The 15,251-nt window shown below is 66.9% G+C and carries 16 protein-coding genes; 9 read left to right on the top strand and 7 right to left on the bottom strand.

Translation table 11 applies throughout. The annotated features are described in order from the left end of the window. Positions 1-13: 13 nt before the first annotated feature. The 4 genes from CH251_RS27350 to CH251_RS02565 are packed head-to-tail and all read right to left on the bottom strand — an operon-like array spanning position 14 to position 2,123. Entirely contained in the window at positions 14-328 is a 315-nt protein-coding gene (locus tag CH251_RS27350; protein WP_179273567.1) for a YbaB/EbfC family nucleoid-associated protein, read from the bottom strand. Further along, positions 325-678, bottom strand: coding sequence for a hypothetical protein (locus tag CH251_RS02575; RefSeq protein WP_256978767.1), 354 nt, complete (start codon positions 676-678; stop codon positions 325-327). Before CH251_RS02575 ends, CH251_RS27350 begins: the two co-directional genes overlap by 4 nt. Further along, a complete protein-coding gene (locus CH251_RS02570) occupies positions 675-1,784 on the bottom strand; it encodes a C40 family peptidase (protein ID WP_094611920.1) in 1,110 nt (369 codons plus the stop codon). Before CH251_RS02570 ends, CH251_RS02575 begins: the two co-directional genes overlap by 4 nt. Before the next feature lie 6 nt (positions 1,785-1,790). After that, the gene (locus CH251_RS02565) at positions 1,791-2,123 is read right to left on the bottom strand and encodes a type VII secretion target (protein WP_143537894.1); all 333 of its coding nucleotides are present in this window, start codon (positions 2,121-2,123) and stop codon (positions 1,791-1,793) included. A 134-nt stretch (positions 2,124-2,257) separates the two neighbouring features. Here CH251_RS02565 and upp point away from each other — a divergent pair, with 134 nt between their 5' ends. Together upp and CH251_RS02555 are read left to right on the top strand one after the other, a co-directional pair. After that, complete coding sequence (gene upp, locus CH251_RS02560; RefSeq protein WP_037188128.1) at positions 2,258-2,881, top strand: uracil phosphoribosyltransferase; 624 nt, start codon at positions 2,258-2,260, stop codon at positions 2,879-2,881. 74 nt (positions 2,882-2,955) lie between these two features. After that, positions 2,956-3,810 carry a DUF2797 domain-containing protein gene (locus CH251_RS02555; protein ID WP_256978766.1) on the top strand — a complete coding sequence of 285 codons (855 nt, stop codon included), beginning with the start codon at positions 2,956-2,958 and terminating at the stop codon, positions 3,808-3,810. 14 nt (positions 3,811-3,824) lie between these two features. Here the strand turns inward: CH251_RS02555 and CH251_RS02550 are convergent, their stop codons facing one another. Both CH251_RS02550 and CH251_RS02545 read right to left on the bottom strand, forming a co-directional pair. Beyond that, positions 3,825-5,426 (bottom strand): phospho-sugar mutase, encoded by a 1,602-nt coding sequence (locus CH251_RS02550; protein WP_094611719.1) that lies wholly within the window; start codon positions 5,424-5,426, stop codon positions 3,825-3,827. Beyond that, a complete protein-coding gene (locus tag CH251_RS02545) occupies positions 5,423-6,325 on the bottom strand; it encodes a purine-nucleoside phosphorylase (RefSeq protein ID WP_373454903.1) in 903 nt (300 codons plus the stop codon). Before CH251_RS02545 ends, CH251_RS02550 begins: the two co-directional genes overlap by 4 nt. Here CH251_RS02545 and CH251_RS02540 point away from each other — a divergent pair. The 4 genes from CH251_RS02540 to CH251_RS02525 all read left to right on the top strand — a co-directional run bounded on the left by CH251_RS02540 (position 6,324) and on the right by CH251_RS02525 (position 9,944). After that, complete coding sequence (locus tag CH251_RS02540) at positions 6,324-7,028, top strand: enoyl-CoA hydratase-related protein (RefSeq protein WP_094611718.1); 705 nt, start codon at positions 6,324-6,326, stop codon at positions 7,026-7,028. The genes CH251_RS02545 and CH251_RS02540 overlap by 2 nt on opposite strands. A gap of 113 nt (positions 7,029-7,141) precedes the next feature. Then, positions 7,142-8,305, top strand: a complete 1,164-nt coding sequence (locus tag CH251_RS02535; protein ID WP_094611916.1) for a M20 family metallopeptidase — start codon at positions 7,142-7,144, stop codon at positions 8,303-8,305. Then, on the top strand, positions 8,302-9,465 hold the full coding sequence (locus CH251_RS02530) for a M20 family metallopeptidase (RefSeq protein ID WP_094611717.1): 1,164 nt from the start codon (positions 8,302-8,304) through the stop codon (positions 9,463-9,465). The genes CH251_RS02535 and CH251_RS02530 overlap by 4 nt, the downstream gene beginning before the upstream one ends. Before the next feature lie 14 nt (positions 9,466-9,479). Next, on the top strand, positions 9,480-9,944 hold the full coding sequence (locus CH251_RS02525) for an SAM-dependent methyltransferase (RefSeq protein ID WP_094611716.1): 465 nt from the start codon (positions 9,480-9,482) through the stop codon (positions 9,942-9,944). A 13-nt stretch (positions 9,945-9,957) separates the two neighbouring features. Here CH251_RS02525 and CH251_RS02520 read toward each other — a convergent pair whose 3' ends face one another. Continuing rightward, positions 9,958-10,422: a gamma-glutamylcyclotransferase gene (locus CH251_RS02520; RefSeq protein ID WP_094611715.1), complete on the bottom strand. Its 465-nt coding sequence runs from the start codon at positions 10,420-10,422 to the stop codon at positions 9,958-9,960. Between the two features lie 181 nt (positions 10,423-10,603). On the opposite strand from CH251_RS02520, the gene CH251_RS02515 reads away from it, so the two are divergent. The 3 genes from CH251_RS02515 (at position 10,604) to glpD (ending at position 15,161) form a co-directional block, all read left to right on the top strand. Then, the gene (locus tag CH251_RS02515) at positions 10,604-12,007 is read left to right on the top strand and encodes an NAD(P)H-quinone dehydrogenase (protein ID WP_094611714.1); all 1,404 of its coding nucleotides are present in this window, start codon (positions 10,604-10,606) and stop codon (positions 12,005-12,007) included. 139 nt (positions 12,008-12,146) lie between these two features. Further along, positions 12,147-13,385 carry a PLP-dependent aminotransferase family protein gene (locus CH251_RS02510; protein ID WP_094611713.1) on the top strand — a complete coding sequence of 413 codons (1,239 nt, stop codon included), beginning with the start codon at positions 12,147-12,149 and terminating at the stop codon, positions 13,383-13,385. 45 nt (positions 13,386-13,430) lie between these two features. Continuing rightward, positions 13,431-15,161 (top strand): glycerol-3-phosphate dehydrogenase, encoded by a 1,731-nt coding sequence (gene glpD / locus CH251_RS02505; RefSeq protein ID WP_094611712.1) that lies wholly within the window; start codon positions 13,431-13,433, stop codon positions 15,159-15,161. The last annotated feature ends 90 nt before the right edge of the window (positions 15,162-15,251 follow it).

Below are 15,251 nucleotides of genomic sequence, written 5' to 3'. Positions count from 1 at the left end.
CGCGAAGCCTATCTCAGGAGTCTGTGAACGAACCCTGCAGACTTTGCAGGATCGCCTCGCGCTGGTCGAGCGCCGCCAGTGCGGCGTCGGCAGCCACTACGGTGATGGTCGACGCGAGGGCGTGGGCGGCAACCGAGCCGAGGTTCTCGGCCAGTTCGAGCTCGACCATGGCGCCGGATCCATCGGCGACCACGGTCACCAGATCGTCCGGCGAGGTGAGTCGAATTCTGATGCGGTCCAGTCGCTCGTGTGTTTCACGGAGCGCATCGAGCCGGTGCTGGGCGCTGTCGACCAGAGCGTCGAGTTCGGTGGTGTGGGCGTGGGTCATACCTGCTTCAACCAACTCGTGGGTGCGGAGTCCTGTGCGAGATCGGCGTTCGCTTCGGCGGAGACTCGAGCACGGGTGGGCAGACCGAGACGATCGAGAACCTCGGTGGGAACGCCGTCCTCGGCGAGGAGGGTGCGGCGCTGGGCTCGTGCGGCCGCACTCGCCCGTACGCAGTGATCGAGAATCGTCGACGCCAATGCGCCTCCGCCGTATCGCAGTTCGCGTTCGTCGATGACGATTCCGATCGGCAGTCCGTGTTCGGTGGCACGCACCGTCACCGATCCCGATCGAGTTCCCGATACCGCGCTGACGACGGGGGTGTCCGAGTCCGACATTGTCTGGCCCCTCATTCGGTCGGACGGTAGAAGCCCTTGAAGCCCATACCGCTGTTGGTCGTTCTGATCGGTCCCACCTGTACGGGATCGCCTGCCTCGACGAGCTGACCGTTTCCGATGACCATGGCCACGTGCCCGTCCCAGACTGCGAGGTCACCGGGCATCACCTCACCCGGTGCCACGGCGGATCCGATGTCCTGTTCCTGTGCCAGACGCGGGATCTCGACGCCCTGCTGCGCGTACGCCCACTGGGTCAATCCGCTGCAGTCGAGCCCGCGGCCCGGCGTGGTGCCACCCCACGCGTAGGGCACACCCTGTTGGGTGAGTGCGCTGCGGACTGCGCCCGCGGCTTCGGCGTTGGGTGCGGTGACGGTACTGCCGTCGGGCAAGCGCACCTGGACGCCCCCGCCGGTGCTGTCCGTCGAATTGCCCATGAAGTTCTGTGCGCCGCCACCGCCACTACTCGTCACGTCGGCTCCCGTTGCAGGCGAGGAGACCGACTGCGCGAATGTCTTCGCCAGCTTCTCGCCAGCCTCGATCACCTGTGCTGTCGCGGGCGAGGTCATGAGATTCGAGGACGAGCCGGGAGTCGGTGTCGGTCCGCCGCCCACGGGGGCGGGAACCGAAGGCGGAGCGGTCAATTGAACGATGTTCGCGGTGTGGACGGCCAATTCGCCGCGAACCCTGGCCACCACCACGAGAGCTCGCTCGAGATGCTCGATGGCCGCCGTGATCAGCATGGTCTGCCCCGGCGGAGTGGTGATGATCGGCCCGGCCGCCAGTGCGATTCCCACGAAGGACTGCACGATCGCCTGCAGTTCGAGGAAGCCCTGATTGGTGTCGCGGCAGGCCTGATCGACGACGGCGGCGATGTCGTCGGCGTGGTCGGCGAGTGCGATTGCACTCGAATGAGCGTTCTCGGCGTAGCGAATGGCCGCGTCGGCGGACTCACCGTTCCAGTTCGCAGCGAGCTCGGTGACCGCGACCCTGCCGATTCCCTGAGCCGCCTCGATCGCTGCCGAGGACACCCGCAGCACGTCGGCCGGTCCCCCTGTGGGGAGCGCCCCGTTGCCGAAGGCTCCGAGCAGATCGACGATGGGACGGGCCAGCAGATCGATCATCGACACTTACCGCGCGTCCGGTGCGATACCGGCGGCCGAGGCCGCAACGGTTGCGCCGGTGCCGGCATCGGTGAGGGCGTACGAGACTGCGGACGCGGTGGCCGCGGAACCGATGCTCGCCACCGCGCCGGCCAGGCGCACCACGGCATCGGTGTGCGCCAGATGGGTACCGGTGACTGCGCCGAGAAATTCCTGCCCGATCAGGCCGAAGACCGGAGCCAGCACAGCGGGGCCGCACGCGGCGGCAGCTGCACCCGCGGCAGCGATCTGCTCGGCCATGGTCGACGCCACCGCACCGTATGCGAGGACCCCCTCGGTTTCGACGACGAGCTCGGCCATCAGTGCCCCCTGAGAATGCAATCGATTCACGGTCGTCGAGTGCGACGCCCAACTGGTTCGACGCGGGTACGTGCCATTCGGTTCCCCCGAGTTGCCGTTTCGCGTCCTGCCGACCGAGTCCTATCCTTGTCGGCATGGAAACACACGTGGTCGATCACCCACTGGCCGCAGCCCTGCTCACCACGATGCGGGACGAGCGCAGCGACAACGCCACGTTCCGGTCGGCTCTGCGCCAGCTCACCCACATGCTGGTCTACGAGGCCACCCGCGATGCTGCGATCGACACCTTCGAGGTGCGCACACCCGTCGCGGTCACCGAGGGAACCAGGCTGGCGCGGCCGCCGTTGCTGGTCCCGGTTCTGCGTGCAGGCCTCGGCATGGTCGAGAAGGCCAGCAGCCTCATCCCGCAGTCCCGCGTCGGTTTCGTCGGCATGGCCCGAGACGAGGAGACCCATCAGCCCGTGCCGTACATGGAGTCTCTGCCCGACGACCTGTCGCAGACGCCCGTCTACGTACTGGACCCGATGCTCGCCACCGGCGGGTCCATGGTCCACACGATCGAACTGCTCGTCGGCCGCGGCGCTGCGGACGTGACCGCCATCTGCGTCGTCGCTGCTCCCGAAGGAGTTGCCGCGCTCGAAGCCTCGGGTCTGCCGGTGCGACTGGTGGCCGCGAGCATCGACGACGGCCTCAACGACAACGCCTTCATCGTTCCCGGCCTCGGTGACGCGGGCGATCGTCAGTTCGGCCCGCGCTGACGAGCGCTGCCGCGGCGAGTCTGGTTCTCGGCGTTTCCTGGCCCTCGGCCGCGTCACCTGCACCGCGGCCGAGCTTGCGGCTGCTCGACGTCGCCACCGAGCAGATCGAGTTCCGCGAACTGGTCGGTCGCAGGCTCGGTTTCCGTGCACCGGGTGCGTCGACCGATCGATACTGCACCGGGCGCATGGCATTTCGGGCCGACGGCCCGCCGCGCTACGTGCCGTGCCCCGGCCGGGAGCGGGCCGTCGCGTCGGGGCAGTGCGCCTCCTGCGCGGACAAGGACAGCTTTCGGTTCGTGCACACCGTGCATCGCAGCGGATTCGTTTCGCGAGAACTGGAAAAGCATGTCATGCAGCCGCATTGGCTGTACCTGGCGGCGTTCGCCAACGGTACTTTCAAGATCGGGACGGCAGCGGACACCCGTAAATGGGGCAGGCTCGTCGAGCAAGGTGCCATCTGCGCGCGGTACGTCGCTCACGCCGACGACGGAAAAGTCGTGAGGGTGGCCGAGGATCTCGTGACCGAATCGCTGGGACTACGGCAGGCGGTGCGGTCCGCAGCAAAAGCCGCCTCGCTGTGCCTGCCGATCGACGTGGACAGGCTCGAGGCCGCCGCCGCTGCCAAAGCCGAGCAGGTCCGCGAGATGCTGACCACGGCAGGCATCGCCGGATGCACCCCGATCGACGAACGATGGGCCCCGCCCGCAGGCCGGGAAGCGTTGAGCGAGAACGTCAGCCGCGTCGCCTACCCTGCGGATGTCGCAACCGGATCCCACGGACTCGATATCAGGACATGCGTCGGGCAGGCGGTGATCGCGACCGTCGACGACGAGACCTACGTCGTGGATCTGGCGGCGCTGAAGGGTCGGCGAATCGAACTCGGCGTGTTCACGTCCGACCTGCCTGCGGTGCAGTCGGCGTTGTTCTGAGGGTTCGTGGTCGCCTAGAGGTGCTGGGCGAAGTCGGTCAGCTCGGCGAGAATCTCGGCCGCGGCCGTCCGCGCTCTCGGCAGGTCCTCGGGTCCGTCGACCTGCTCGATCACTTCGAGGTAGGCCTTGAGCTTGGGTTCGGTACCGGACGGCCGCACGATCACCCGCAGCCCCGATCCGCTGATCTCGACTGCGTCGGTCCGTAATTCGTCGTCGCGCCGGGCGTAGTCCAGCACGGTGACGGCCCGACCGGCCAGTTCCGTCGGCGGTGCGCTGCGCAACCGGTGCATCATGTTCCCGATCTCGGCGAGGTCCTGAACCCTCCGCGAGACCTGCGATCCCAGATGTACGCCGAACTCGACCGCGAGGTCGTCGAGCACGTCGAGCAGGGTGCGTCGATCCTGCTTCAGGTCGGCGGCCAGGTCTGCGAGCACCACCGCGGCCGAGATACCGTCCTTGTCGCGCACCACGTTCGGGTCGACGCAGTGCCCGATGGCCTCCTCGTAGGCGTACACGAGGCCCTCGCCCGCGCGAACGAGCCACTTGAATCCGGTCAGGGTTCGGGCGTACCGAGCGCCGCGCGCCGGAGCGAGCGCCGAGAGCAGCTGCGACGAGACGATCGTGTTGGCCACCAGCGAGTCGGCGGGCGCATCGGCGAGCAGATGGTTCGCGAGCAGAGCCCCGGTCTCGTCGCCGGTCAACATGCGCCACCCACTGTCCGTGGGCACCCCGACCGCACAGCGATCGGCGTCGGGGTCGAGGGCGATCGCGATATCGGCGTCGATCTCGGCCGCCAGTGCGAGCACCGCGTCGGCCGCACCAGGCTCTTCGGGATTGGGAAACGTGACGGTCGGGAAGGCTGGATCGGGCTCGAACTGCTCTTCGACCACCCGGATATCGCGGAACCCTGCACCACGCAGTGCGGCCATCGCGAGCTCACCGCCGACTCCGTGCAGGGGAGTCAATGCGGTGCGAATGTCTCGACGCGTCGAACGTGGCAGTGCGACAACGGAATCGAGGTATCGCGCCGCGATGTCGGAGCCGCCGGGCTGCACGATCGCGCGCGGAACCTCGATCGCGTCGGGAGTGGCCTCGATGAGCGCTTCGATCTGGGCGTCACTGGGCGGGATCAGTTGCGAGCCGCCCCGGAGGTACACCTTGTAGCCGTTGTCCGCGGCGGGATTGTGCGACGCGGTGATCTGTACTCCCAGCTCGGCGTCCAGTGCCCGCACCGCGAAGGCGACGACGGGTGTCGGGAGCGGCCGAGGCAGCATCACCACCGAAAAGCCCTGGGCGGAGAAGGTTTCGGCGGCCGCGAAGGCGAACTGTTCGGAGCCGTTCCTGGCGTCGCGACCGACCACGACCGTGGAGCCGCCCAGACCGTTCTCGATCAACCAGGCCGCGATGCCGGCCGAGGTCTTCGTCACCACCGCCACGTTCATCCCGTTCGGTCCCGCGCGCACCGGGCCGCGAAGACCCGCGGTACCGAACGTCAGTGGACCGCTGAACCTGTCGGCGAGTTCGGCGTCGGGCAGCCCGTCGAGTTCCTCGCGAGCGGCGGGGTCGGGATCGCCTGCGATCCACCGCTGTACCTGCTCGGTGAGCTCCTCGGTCACAGGCGGGAGACCAGCTCGTGCAGCAACGCTCCCATGCGAGCCGCAGAATCCTTACCGGCAGCGAGCACTTCGGTGTGGTTCAGATGTTCACCGGTCATTCCGGCAGCGAGATTGGTCACCAGGGAAATGCCCAGGACCCGTGCGCCTTTCGCGCGGGCAGCAATCGTCTCGTGCACCGTCGACATCCCCACAAGGTCTGCACCGAGTGTGCGCAGCATCTTGATCTCGGCGGGCGTCTCGTAGTGCGGGCCGGGCAGGCCGGCATAGACGCCGTCCTCGAGCGACGGATCGATCTCGCTCGCAAGGGCGCGGAGTTCGGGGGAGTACGCGTCGACCAGATCGACGAACTCCGCCCCCACGAGAGGTGAACGAGCCGTGAGATTGAGGTGGTCCGAGATGAGCACTGGCTGTCCGACGCTCATGCCGTCCCTGATACCGCCTGCAGCGTTGGTCAGCACGACGGTCGTCGCACCCGCCGCGATCGCGGTCCGTACCGGATGCACGACGCGTCGTAGATCGTGGCCCTCGTAGGCGTGCGTGCGTCCCTGCAACAGCAGTGTGTGGGTGCCGCCGACGTCCACCGAGGTGATGGTGCCGGAGTGGCCCGACGCCGACGGTGGCGCGAAACCGGGCAGGTCGGCCATGCGCACGGTCGCGGTGGGGGAGCCGAAGACGTCGGCTGCCGCCTGCCATCCGGAACCGAGGACGATGGCCACGGTGTGGGTATCGACCCCGGTTGCTGCGGCGAGTGCGTCGGCAGCGGTGCGCGCGGCACCGTCGGGATCGGTCACGGGGTCGGTCACATGTGCGTCGGTGGTTGCCACGATGAACAACAGTAGGAGATCGACGACACGGATGTGCGACCGGCGGAAGTTACCGTTGGGTAGTATCCGCTGCATGCCTTATCTCGAACGCGACGGCGACGTCCACATCCTGTTCCTCGGTGCGAAGGACGGAGCGGACAATCCCGAGAACCGTTTCCACCCGGACTGGATCGATGCCACCCACGCGTTGCTCGACGCGGTCGAGGCCTCGACCGGTCCGGCGGCGCTGGTCACCACGTCGGCAGGCAAGTTCTACAGCAACGGTCTCGACACCGACTGGCTGTTCGCCAACCTGGACAAGATCACCTGGTATCTCGACCGCGTGCACACTCTCTACACCCGGTTGCTCGCGTTTCCGATGGCCACCGTCGCGGCTGTGCAGGGGCACGCATTCGGCGCTGGCGCGATGTTCGCCACCTCCCACGACTTCCGCATCCAGCGTGTCGATCGCGGCTTCTACTGCCTGCCCGAGGTGAACCTGAACATGCCGTTCACCGTCGGAATGTCTGCCCTGATCAACTCCCGGCTGCCCAAGCAGACCGCCGTCGAAGCCATGACGACCGGTCGCCGCTACGGCGGTGCCGACGCCGTGGCCGCCGGAATCGTCGAGGCGACGGCATCGGAGGAGTCGCTGGTGTCCGACGCGGTCGCGAAGGCTGCGGCGCTGACGAGCACCCGGGGTGCGAACCTGGCCGGGATCAAGAGTCGTATGCACGTGGACCTGCTCGCCGCGCTGAACACCGCAACCGACGACAGCAACTTCAGCTTCGGGAAGTAGCAGGACCGTCGTCACCCCCGACTCGGCACAGCTCTGTTCCGACACTCGGTCGCGCTAGTGACACACTGTCTCTCGTGATCGACGAATCGAACAGTGCTGCCGTGGGCGAGTCGATGGACCGCGCCCTGGCCACCGCCACCGACGAGGTGGTCGCGCTCTCGCACTCGATCCACGCCGAACCGGAGCTCGCGTTCGCCGAACATCGCAGCGTCGCCAAGATCCTCGATACGCTCCGAGCCCACGATTTCGAGGTCGAGACGGCGGTCGCGGACATGGACACCGCGTTCACGGCGTCGTTCGGCAGCGGCGATCTGGTGATCGGGATCTGCGCGGAATACGATGCTCTGCCCGAGATCGGGCATGCGTGCGGGCACAACATCATCGCGGCCTCGGCCGTGGGTGCTGCGCTCGCGCTCGCCCCGGTCGCCGACGCTCTCGGCATCACAGTGCGAGTGCTCGGTACCCCGGCCGAGGAGACCGGCGGCGGCAAGGTGTTGATGCTGGAGCGAGGAGTGTTCGACGGCGTCGGCGCGGCGTTGATGGTCCATCCCGGCCCCTTCGACATCGTGGGTGCGACCTCGCTGGCGCTGGCGGACATCGCCGTGAAGTTCACCGGCCGGGCCGCGCACGCGTCGGCAGCTCCCGAGTGGGGAATCAACGCAGGCGATGCGGTGACCATCAGTCAGGTGGCACTCGGGCTCCTGCGGCAGCACCTCGCGCCTGGTCAGCAGTTGCACGGCATCGTCAGTGACGGGGGTGTGGCACCGAACATCGTGCCCGGCCATGCCGAGTTGCTCTACTACCTGCGCGCGAACACCACCGAATCGCTGCACGCTCTGACGGCGAAGACGTACGCGTGTTTCGAGGCAGGAGCCATCGCCACCGGGTGCACTCACGAGATCCGTACGGTGTCGCCGACCTACGCGGCGTTGACGCCGGACTCGTGGCTGGTCGCAGCTTTTCGGCAGGAGATCGAAGCGCTGGGCCGATCGCCCCTGGCTCCGGATTTGGAAGGATTTCGCCCGTTGGGCAGCACAGACATGGGAAACGTGACGAATGTTCTACCCGGTATCCACCCCGTCGTCGGACTCGATGCAGGAGGGGCGGTGACGCATCAACCGGAGTTCGCCGCCGCATGCATCACCGAGTCTGCCGATCGAGCATTGCTCGACGGAGCCCTCGGTCTCGCCAGAACTGCGGCGCGTGCCGCAGCCGATCCCAGTACTCGCGCCCGTCTGCTCGACGGCGTGATCGCGCGCTCGGCGGCGCAGTCGTGAGTACCCGCGAAGACGCGATCGATCGGTGGATCCACGCGCACACGGCAGATCTGTCCCTCTGGCGTCGGCACATTCACGCCAATCCGGAACTTGCTCGACGCGAATTCGGTACCACCGCGTTCGTGATGGAGCATCTAGAAGCAGCGGGCCTGTCACCCAAGCCGCTCCCCGGCGGAACAGGGTTGATCTGCGACATCGGACCCGACGGTCCCCGGGTGGCGTTGCGGGCGGACATGGACGCCCTACCGCTGCAGGAGAACACCGGCGCGGAGTACTCGTCGACCGTGCCGGGGGTGTCGCATGCCTGCGGCCACGACGCACACACCACGGTGCTGCTCGCGACCGGGCTGGCGCTGGCGTCACTGCCGGACCTGCAGTACGGGGTGCGCCTGATCTTTCAGCCCGCCGAGGAGGTCATGCCGGGCGGTGCCCTCGACGCGGTGGCCGCGGGAGCGCTCGACGACGTCACCAAGATCTTTGCGCTGCACTGTGATCCGCGGCTCGAAGTGGGGCAGGTCGGCGTGCGTCTCGGTGCGATCACCTCCGCCGCCGACACCGTCGAGCTGCGGCTGGATTCACCCGGCGGACACACGTCTCGGCCGCACCTGACCACCGATCTCATCTACGCGTTGGGCACCGTCATCACCGGCCTGCCCGGGATGTTGAGCAGGCGTGTCGATCCGCGAACCAGCACGGTCATGGTGTGGGGAGCGGTGGTCGCGGGCCAGGCCCCCAATGCCATACCGCAGACCGGCATGCTGACCGGCACCGTCCGCACCGGCGACCACGAGACCTGGGCATTGCTCGAACCGTTGGTCCGCGAGATCGTCACCGGGTTGCTCGCACCGACCGGGGTCCGCTTCGAGCTGCACTACCGTCGCGGCGTGCCTCCCGTGGTCAACGATCCGGCGTCCACGCACACGTTCGAGAAGGCGATCGACCGGGTCGGACCCGACGCGTTGGCCGATACCGCGCAGTCCGGCGGCGGCGAGGACTTCTCGTGGTACCTCGAACGAGTGCCGGGCGCGATGGCTCGACTCGGTGTGTGGCCGGGCACCGGACCGCAACTCGACATCCACCAACCCACCTTCGATCTCGACGAACGAGCACTGGCCGTGGGCGTGAAGGTGATGACCGGAATCGCGCTGGATCCGAACTAGAGGCAGGAGACGAGATGGCGTTCGACGTGTCGCCGATCGGGATCGTCGGATCCGATCGCGCCGAGGTGGTGGACGACAACTGGGGATCGGTCGAGGCCGTGATCGACCTCGACGCGAGTGTCCTCGACGCCGACGCGACCCTCGGTCTCGCAGAGTTCTCCCACCTCGAAGTGATCTACGGCTTCCACCTGTGCGATCCCGCCGCTAAGACCACCGGTTCGCGCCATCCCCGCGGTGACACGACGCTTCCTCGGGTGGGTGTCCTCGCTCAACGAGTCAAGGATCGACCCAATCATCTCGGGGTGTCGCGGTGCGAGATCGTCGACGTGGACGGACTGCGCATCCGAGTCCGAGGTCTCGACGCGATCGACGGCTCACCGGTGTTCGATATCAAGCCGTTCCTGCAGTCCATGGTTCCGACGCGTGAAGACGTGAGGGAACCGACGTGGGTGGCGTCGGTCATGGCGAACTACTTCTGACCCGTCCTTCGAGCTACAAGGCGGTACCCGGACCGACGTTCCGGCTGTTCCGGGTACGGAGGTCTCGCACGTATTCGGCTGGGGCACCGGCGATTTCGGCTGCCTCCGCCATCACGCCGAGGTAGCGAGCCGACGGCAGGCCGCCCTCGTAGGCGTCGAGTACGTACATCCAGGCGAGCACCGGCTCCCGGCCGGTCTCGATGCGCAGCCGGATCTTCCGATGGATGCCGAGTTCCGAGCCCTCCCAGCGATCCAGGCTCTCCTCGTCCTCCTCGGATACGTCGTAGAGCACCACGAAGACCTGCGAGTCGGGATCCTCCACGACCGTCGCAAGCGCGCCTTCCCAGCCGATGTCTCCACCGCCGAAGGTCAACCGCCATCCGTGCAGCCACCCGGTTCCCGACAGGGGCGAGTGAGGGCATCGCTGCAACATCTGCTCCGGATGCATGTTCGATCCGTAGGCGGCATAAATTGGCACGTCGGCCAGCCTAAACCGTATCGGTACACACTGACGCCTCGTGGTCGTGTTTCGGTGCGTCGCCCCAGGTCCGGCCTCCTATCGGCCGAACGAAGCCAGCCCTACCGACGCGCGAGGGCAGCCTCTGGAATACCGTTGACGCGACACAGCGAGAGATTTCGAGCATGCGAGAAGAGGATCAATGACCCGGATTGTGATCATCGGTGGTGGTCCGGCAGGGTACGAAGCAGCGTTGGTTGCCGCACAGCACGGCGGAGAGGTGACGCTCGTCGATTCCGACGGTATCGGCGGTGCCTGCGTCCTGTGGGACTGCGTGCCGTCGAAGACGTTCATCGCCTCGACCGGCATTCGCACCGAGATGCGTCGAGCCAGCGACCTCGGTATCTCCCTCGATCCGTCGCAGGCCGCCGTCGCATTGCCGAAGATTCACGACCGCGTGAAGAGCCTCGCGCAGGCGCAGTCCTCCGACATCGCCCATCGCGTCACCTCCGTCGGCGTGCAACTGCTGGCCGGACGCGCCGAGATGATCGACTCCCACGTCGGCATGGCCTCGCACCAGATCAAGGCGGTGCTCGCCGACGGCGAAGAGCGCATTCTCGACGCCGATGTGGTGCTCATCGCGACCGGAGCCCGCCCCCGCGTGGTCAAGGGAGCCGAACCCGACGGTGAACGCATCCTCAACTGGCGTCAGCTCTACGACCTCGAGGCCCTCCCCGAGCACCTGGTGGTCGTCGGATCCGGTGTCACCGGTGCCGAGTTCGTCTCGGCCTACACCGAAATGGGCGTCAAGGTCACCGCGGTCTCGAGCCGCGACCGCGTCCTTCCGCACGAGGATGAGGATGCCGCGCTGGTGCTCGAGGACGCGTTCAACGAGCGCGGTGTCACCCTCGTCAAGCACGCCCGCGCCGATTCCGTGGTCCGCACCGAAGACGGTGTTCTCGTCACGCTCTCGGACGGCCGCACCGTCGAGGGCAGTCACGCGCTGATGACCGTCGGATCGGTGCCCAACACCTCCGGTCTGGGACTCGAGAACGTCGGCATCGAACTCGACAAGGGTGGATACCTGCGGGTGGATCGCGTCTCGCGTACCGCGGTCGCGGGCATCTACGCCGCCGGTGACTGCACCGGTCTGCTGCCGCTGGCCTCGGTCGCGGCGATGCAGGGACGTATCGCGATGTATCACGCACTGGGACAGGCCGTCAGCCCGATCAAGCTCAAGACCGTGGCCTCGGCGGTGTTCACTCGGCCCGAGATCGCATCGGTCGGCGTCGCGCAGTCCAAGATCGACGCCGGTGACGTGCCCGCACGCGTGGTGATGCTGCCGCTCACCACGAATCCGCGAGCCAAGATGAGCGGACTCAAGCGTGGTTTCGTGAAGATCTTCTGTCGTCCGGCCACCGGCGTCGTGATCGGCGGCGTCGTGGTCGCTCCGAGTGCATCGGAGCTGATTCTGCCGATCGCGATGGCGGTGCAGAACAACCTTTCGGTCAACGACCTGGCCAACACGTTCTCGGTGTACCCGTCGCTGTCGGGTTCGGTCATCGAGGCCGCGCGTCAGCTGATGGCGCACGACGATTTGGACTGATCTCACAATGCGAGAATTGCGTTTCATATTTCGGTAGCACGTGAGACAGTCGAAGGAGCGGACACACCCGTCCGCTCCTTCTTCGACTCAGCGGATCCGCGGGCCGTTCTCCCATTCCTGCTGCCCCGGAGTCCTTCTCATGTCCTCTACGTACCTTTCCGCCGGCTTGGCCAGGCGCACCGAGTCGCTCAACAGCTCGGCCATCCGTGATCTCTTGTCCCTCACGGCACGCAACGATGTGATCAGCCTGGCCGGAGGTCTACCGGCCACCGATCTGATACCGGTCGACCGCATCGCCGGAGCAGCGGAGGCTGCGCTTCGCCGCCCCGACGCGGTGCAGTACTGCGAGACATCGGGCCACCGCACTCTGCGCAATGCCATTGCGGCCAGGGAATCGGCCGTGCGCGGGGGAGTGCCCGTTCCGGTCGAGTCCGTCATCGTGACGCACGGTTCGCAGCAGGCCCTGGCGTTGCTCGCGCAGGCCCTGATCGACCCGGGCGCTGTCGTCGTGGTCGACGAACCCGCGTACACCGGTGCGCTGCAGGTCTTCTCGATCGCCGAAGCGAGCATCGAGTCCATTCCCATCACCGATACCGGAACGGACACCGACGAACTCGAACGCAGACTGACGGCGGGACTGCGGCCCGCGGTGGTCCACACCGTCGCGAACTTCCACAATCCGCGTGGAGTCACGATGAGCGAGCTGCGACGTCGTCACCTCGCGGCGCTGGCGGATCGATACGGATTCTGGGTGATCGAGGACGACCCGTACGGTGAGATCTATTTCGACACAACGGAATCCGGTATCGACGCACCGCCGCCGCCGATCGCATGCCACAGCGACCGCGTCATCCGACTGTCGAGCGCGTCGAAGATCCTGGCTCCGACGCTCCGCGTCGGCTGGTTCGTCGCCCCACCCAGCGTCTGCGCGGCGGTGGAACTGCTCAAGCAGGGCGCGGATCTGTGTGGATCCTCGCTGACGCAGTCGATGGCGGCGGAGATGCTCGCCGACACCGCGTGGCTGGACGCCCACCTGACTGTCCTGCGGCGCGAGTACTGCACTCGTGCAACGGCATTGACCAACGCTCTTGTCGCCGAGTTCGGCCCCCGGCTCACCGTCTCACGCCCCGCGGGAGGGATGTTCGCCTGGGCCACCTTCCGGGACGGAACCGACACCGGCGAGTTGCTCGACGCGGCACTCGATCACGGAGTTGCCTTCGTGCCGGGCACGGCGTTCGCTTCGGGCGCGCAGTACCGTCACTCGCTCCGGTTGAGCTTCGCCGGATCGACCCCGACCGTGCTGGCAGACGCAGTACGGCGACTGGGCGCGGCGCACTCGGCAGGTTCTGCGCCCGCAGGACCCGGGGCGGTAGCCTGACGTGCAAGCAATGCGGGGATTTTCGAAGGAGAGGGAGCGTTCGAGATGAGCAACCGATCGAATACGAAGTTCCTCGGACCCGACCAGCGGGTGGAGGCGTGGGACCAGCTCGGAACCGAGCAGTTCGACGTAGTGGTCATCGGCGGTGGCGTCGTCGGCTCCGGGGCGGCCCTCGACGCGGCGACGCGTGGACTGAAGGTGGCCCTGGTCGAGGCGCGGGACTACGCGTCGGGAACGTCCTCTCGCTCGTCCAAGATGTTCCACGGCGGGCTTCGCTACCTCGAGCAGCTCGAGTTCGGGCTCGTACGCGAGGCCCTGCACGAGCGCGAACTCTCCCTCTCCACGCTCGCACCGCACTTGGTCAAGCCGCTGAAATTCCTCTTCCCGCTCACCCATCGCCTGTGGGAGCGGCCGTACATCGCCGCGGGCATTTTCCTGTACGACCGCATGGGTGGGGCCAAATCCGTGCCGCAGCAGAAGCACCTGACTCGATCCGGTGCGCTGCGTATGTCGCCCGGGATCAAACGCAAGTCGCTGATCGGCGGTATTCGCTACTACGACACCGTCGTCGACGACGCCCGGCACACCATGACCGTGGCCAGAACGGCCGCCCACTACGGCGCCGTGGTGCGAACGTCCACCCAGGTCGTCGGCTTCCTGCGTGAGGCCGACCGAGTATCGGGTGTGCGCGTGCGTGATTCGGAGACCGGTGCCACCACCGAGGTGCGTGCACACGTGGTGATCAATGCCACCGGAGTGTGGACCGACGAGATCCAGTCGCTGTCCAACATGCGCGGACGGTTCCGGGTACGCGCCTCGAAGGGCGTGCACATCGTGGTGCCGCGCGATCGAATCGTCAGCGAGGCCGCGATCATTCTGCGCACCGAGAAGTCGGTGCTGTTCATCATTCCGTGGGGCGCGCATTGGATCATCGGTACCACCGACACCGACTGGAACCTCGATCTCGCACACCCGGCGGCCACCAAGGCCGACATCGACTACATCCTCGGCGAGGTCAACTCGGTGCTCGTCACGCCACTGACCCACGAGGACATCGACGGGGTCTACGCGGGCCTGCGGCCACTGCTCGCCGGCGAGAGCGACGAAACCTCCAAGCTGTCCCGCGAACACGCGGTTGCTCGGGTCGCACCCGGGCTCGTCGCCATCGCGGGCGGCAAGTACACGACGTATCGCGTGATGGCAGAGGACGCAGTCGATCTGGCCGCCGAGGACATCCCGGTGCGGGTGGCGTCCTCGATCACCGAGAAGGTGCCCCTCGTCGGTGCCGACGGCTACTTCGCGCTGGTCAATCAGGCACCGCATCTCGGCGAGATGCACAAACTGCATCCGCATCGGGTGACGCATCTGCTCGACCGATACGGTTCGTTGATCGACGAGGTGCTGGCCATGGCCGACGGCAAACCCGAACTGCTGCAACCACTCACCGATGCGCCGGCATACCTCCAGGTGGAGGTGGTGTACGCCGCGGCAGCGGAGGGCGCACTGCATCTCGAGGACGTGCTCTCGCGTCGGACCCGAATCTCGATCGAGTACTCGCATCGCGGAATGAACTGCGCGGGCCAGGTTGCGGCGTTGATCGCACCGGTCCTGGGTTGGGACGAGGCCACGGTCGATCGTGAGGTCGAGACGTACCGCGCCCGGGTGGAGGCCGAGATCGAGTCGCAGCGTCAGCCCGACGACGCATCGGCGGATGCTCTACGAGTGGTCGCTCCCGAGGCCCGCCAGGAAATTCTCGAACCGGTACGCACGATCTAGCGCAGTCGAACCAGCGTCCGGGGCGCGCGAGTCGCCGTCACGCCGGAGACGGCCATGATGAGCAGGGTGAGTATCGCAAGTGTCAGCATG

Origin of the sequence: Rhodococcus sp. 06-462-5 (assembly GCF_002258315.1) — a bacterium.
Lineage (GTDB): Bacteria > Actinomycetota > Actinomycetes > Mycobacteriales > Mycobacteriaceae > Rhodococcoides.
Note: the sequence above shows the minus strand (reverse complement) of the source record. Positions and strands in the feature narration are given on the sequence as shown.

What these genes read in the sequence shown, in the direction of transcription:
- CH251_RS27350 (WP_179273567.1), bottom strand. Translation starts at nt 328, where the DNA reads ATGACCCACGCCCACACCACCGAACTCGACGCTCTGGTCGACAGCGCC.
- CH251_RS02575 (WP_256978767.1), bottom strand. Translation starts at nt 678, where the DNA reads ATGAGGGGCCAGACAATGTCGGACTCGGACACCCCCGTCGTCAGCGCG.
- CH251_RS02570 (WP_094611920.1), bottom strand. Translation starts at nt 1,784, where the DNA reads ATGATCGATCTGCTGGCCCGTCCCATCGTCGATCTGCTCGGAGCCTTC.
- CH251_RS02565 (WP_143537894.1), bottom strand. Translation starts at nt 2,123, where the DNA reads ATGGCCGAGCTCGTCGTCGAAACCGAGGGGGTCCTCGCATACGGTGCG.
- upp (WP_037188128.1), top strand. Translation starts at nt 2,258, where the DNA reads ATGGAAACACACGTGGTCGATCACCCACTGGCCGCAGCCCTGCTCACC.
- CH251_RS02540 (WP_094611718.1), top strand. Translation starts at nt 6,324, where the DNA reads ATGCCTTATCTCGAACGCGACGGCGACGTCCACATCCTGTTCCTCGGT.
- CH251_RS02545 (WP_373454903.1), bottom strand. Translation starts at nt 6,325, where the DNA reads ATGCAGCGGATACTACCCAACGGTAACTTCCGCCGGTCGCACATCCGT.
- CH251_RS02535 (WP_094611916.1), top strand. Translation starts at nt 7,142, where the DNA reads ATGGACCGCGCCCTGGCCACCGCCACCGACGAGGTGGTCGCGCTCTCG.
- CH251_RS02525 (WP_094611716.1), top strand. Translation starts at nt 9,480, where the DNA reads ATGGCGTTCGACGTGTCGCCGATCGGGATCGTCGGATCCGATCGCGCC.
- CH251_RS02515 (WP_094611714.1), top strand. Translation starts at nt 10,604, where the DNA reads ATGACCCGGATTGTGATCATCGGTGGTGGTCCGGCAGGGTACGAAGCA.
- CH251_RS02510 (WP_094611713.1), top strand. Translation starts at nt 12,147, where the DNA reads ATGTCCTCTACGTACCTTTCCGCCGGCTTGGCCAGGCGCACCGAGTCG.
- glpD (WP_094611712.1), top strand. Translation starts at nt 13,431, where the DNA reads ATGAGCAACCGATCGAATACGAAGTTCCTCGGACCCGACCAGCGGGTG.